Origin of the sequence: Brevundimonas sp., assembly GCF_016463295.1 — a bacterium.
In the GTDB taxonomy this organism is placed as follows: Bacteria; Pseudomonadota; Alphaproteobacteria; order Caulobacterales; family Caulobacteraceae; genus Brevundimonas.
In genome coordinates this window covers 1-2,685 of the sequence record NZ_JAEMRO010000144.1, presented here as the reverse complement: position 1 = coordinate 2,685, position 2,685 = coordinate 1, and the positions used below count along the sequence as shown (strand labels likewise).

Below are 2,685 nucleotides of genomic sequence, written 5' to 3'. Positions count from 1 at the left end.
GCGACGGGACGGGGAGAAGTCTGCCACACCCGCTTCCTATGGCGGGGACAGGTCGCTGGTCGTGCGGGATTGTGGAGCGGGATCAGAGGGTTGGCGGATTTGTTTGCGCGGGTTGGCGGCGAACTCACAGCAGATGGACGCTACTTGGAGCTCCCTTGTCATCCCGGCCGAAGCGAAGCGAAGAGCCGGGACGAGACGGGCCATTTCCATCGATACTTCCGGTCAGACCGCAGGACTGAACCGGAAGACGGATGGGGCTTGGCAGGATGGTTGCCAATCCCTTTGCGGGGATGCCGCTGCCTGTCTCCCGGCTCGCCGCTGCGCGGCGTCCGGGAGGCACGGGGCAATGTGCGCGCCGTCCCGGCTCTTCGCTTCGCTACGGCCGGGATGACAAAAGAGGCACAGGCGGATTTGCCCGACTCCGTCCTGAAGGCTAGAGCATCGGCTCCTTCCCCAGACTGACTGAACGACCATGCACGACATCAAGGCCATTCGAGAGAACCCACAAGCCTGGGTGAGCGGCTGGTCGTCGCGTGGGGTGGAGGGCGCGGAGGCGCTGGTCGAGGAGTTGCTGCGACTGGATCGGGAACTGCGTGGCGCCCAGACCGCCGGACAGGAGGCGCTGGCCAGGCGCAATGCGGCGTCCAAGCTGATCGGCGCGGCGATGGCGAAGAAGGACATGGCCGAGGCCGAGCGGCTGAAGGCCGAGGTCGAGAGCCTGAAGGGCGAGATTGCGGCGTCGGAGGCGGTGGAGGCGCAAGCCGGCAAGGCGCTGCGCGACCTGCTGGCGGCGCAGAAGATGCTGGCAGCGGACGATGTGCCGGACGGCGAGGACGAGGCGGGCAATGTCGAAATCTCGCGCTGGGGCACGCCGCGTGAAGGAGGCCCGGCCAAGGATCACGCCGATCTGGGCGAGGCGATGGGGCTGCTGGACTTCGAGGCGGCGGCGCGGATGTCGGGGGCGCGGTTCGCGGTTCTGAAGGGTGGCCTGGCGCGGCTGGAACGCGCCATCGGCCAGTTCATGCTGGACGTGCAGACGGCCGAGCACGGCTATCTGGAGGTCAATCCGCCTTATTTGGTGCGCGACGAGGCGATGTTCGGAACGGGGCAGCTGCCGAAATTTGAGGAGGACTTGTTTAAAGTTGAGAATATCGACTTCGAACGCTTCATCGAAAATCGAAGGAGCGAATCTTTCGCGTTTTGGGATAACCATTTTTCCGATTTCCCACAGACACTTGACCGCCTAAAAGAAGAACTTGGTGACACTTCGGAGTTTAAAGAAGCCAAGCAGGGCGCTATTGAGCATATCGCCTCCGTAGCTTGGGCTGAATTGAGCGCGGGGTGGGAGAGAAGGATAAAGGCAGGCGAATTCTCAGATCGCCGTTTCCTCATCCCCACCGCCGAAGTCTCCCTGACCAATCTCGTCCGTGAGCAGATCCTAGCCGAAGACGACTTGGCCGAGCCGATGCGCCTGACGGCCCTGACGCCGTGCTTCCGGGCCGAGGCGGGGTCGGCAGGGCGGGATACGCGCGGGCTGATCCGCCAGCACCAGTTCCACAAGGTGGAGATGGTCTCCATCGCCAAACCCGAAGATAGCGAGGCCGAGCACGAGCGGATGGTGCGCTGTGCCGAGGTGGTGCTGGAGAAACTGGAGCTGCCGTATCGGCGCATGCTGCTGTGCAAGGGCGACATGGGCTTTTCGGCGCGGAAAACCTTTGACCTCGAGGTCTGGCTGCCTTCGCAGGGGACCTATCGCGAGATCAGCAGCTGCTCCAACTGCGGGGACTTCCAGGCGCGGCGCATGGACGCGCGGTTCAAGCGGGCGGGCGAGAAGAAGACCGAGTTCGTCCACACCCTGAACGGCTCAGGCCTGGCGGTCGGTCGTACTCTTGTCGCCATCATGGAGAACTATCAGCAGGAGGACGGGCGGATCGCCGTGCCGTCGGCCCTGCTGCCCTATATGGGTGGCATCACCCATGTGGGAGCGTAAGCCATGAAGACGATGATCGCCGCCGCCGTCCTGTCCATTTCGGCCCTGACGCTGGGGGCCTGTGCCACCGGCCCTGACAATGTCGCGCCGGCGCCGAGCTGGGTCGATGCCTCGGCGACCGAGTTCACCGGCTGGGTGCGCGTGAGGGGCGAGGAGTTCCAGCTGTACGAGACCGAGCCGCGCTTGCTGGCCGGCGGGGCGACGCCCTGCATCAGCGGGGCCCTGCCGCGCAATCTGCAGCGGGCGTCGGGCGACATCTCGGGCCAGAAGGTCAAGTTCTTCGGTCGCACGCGGGCCTGGTCCCAGCGGGGCGACAGCGCCCTGATCGACCTGCAGGGGTCGGACGTGGCCAACCTGTGCCGCCGCGACGTGGTGATCCAGGCGGATCGGGTCGAGGTGCTGCGGTGATGGGTTCGGCGGTGCGCGCTTGAGGATACTGCTGACCAACGACGACGGGATCGAGGCCGAGGGTCTGGAGTGTCTGGCGCGGATCGCGGCGCGGCTGTCTGACGACGTATGGATATGTGCGCCGCAGACCGAGCAGTCGGGCAAGGGGCGGGGGATCACCCTGACCGAACCGCTGCGGGTCAACCGGCTGGGCGACAAGCGGTTCGCGGTGACGGGGACGCCGACGGACTGTGTCGTGCTGGCGGTCAACGATCTGATGCCGGACAAGCCCGATCTGGTGCTGTCGG

The 2,685-nt window shown here is 65.4% G+C and carries 3 protein-coding genes; all 3 read left to right on the top strand.

The window, feature by feature from the left end:
* The first annotated feature begins 472 nt into the window (after positions 1–472).
* Positions 473–1,990, top strand: a complete 1,518-nt coding sequence (gene serS, locus JHC81_RS14280; RefSeq protein WP_292175781.1) for a serine--tRNA ligase — start codon at positions 473–475, stop codon at positions 1,988–1,990.
* 3 nt (positions 1,991–1,993) lie between these two features.
* A complete protein-coding gene (locus JHC81_RS14275) occupies positions 1,994–2,398 on the top strand; it encodes a hypothetical protein (protein ID WP_292175780.1) in 405 nt (134 codons plus the stop codon).
* A gap of 19 nt (positions 2,399–2,417) precedes the next feature.
* A partial coding sequence (locus JHC81_RS14270) for a 5'/3'-nucleotidase SurE (protein WP_292175779.1) occupies positions 2,418–2,685 on the top strand: 268 nt, incomplete at its 3' end.

What these genes read in the sequence shown, in the direction of transcription:
- serS (WP_292175781.1), top strand. Translation starts at nt 473, where the DNA reads ATGCACGACATCAAGGCCATTCGAGAGAACCCACAAGCCTGGGTGAGC.
- JHC81_RS14275 (WP_292175780.1), top strand. Translation starts at nt 1,994, where the DNA reads ATGAAGACGATGATCGCCGCCGCCGTCCTGTCCATTTCGGCCCTGACG.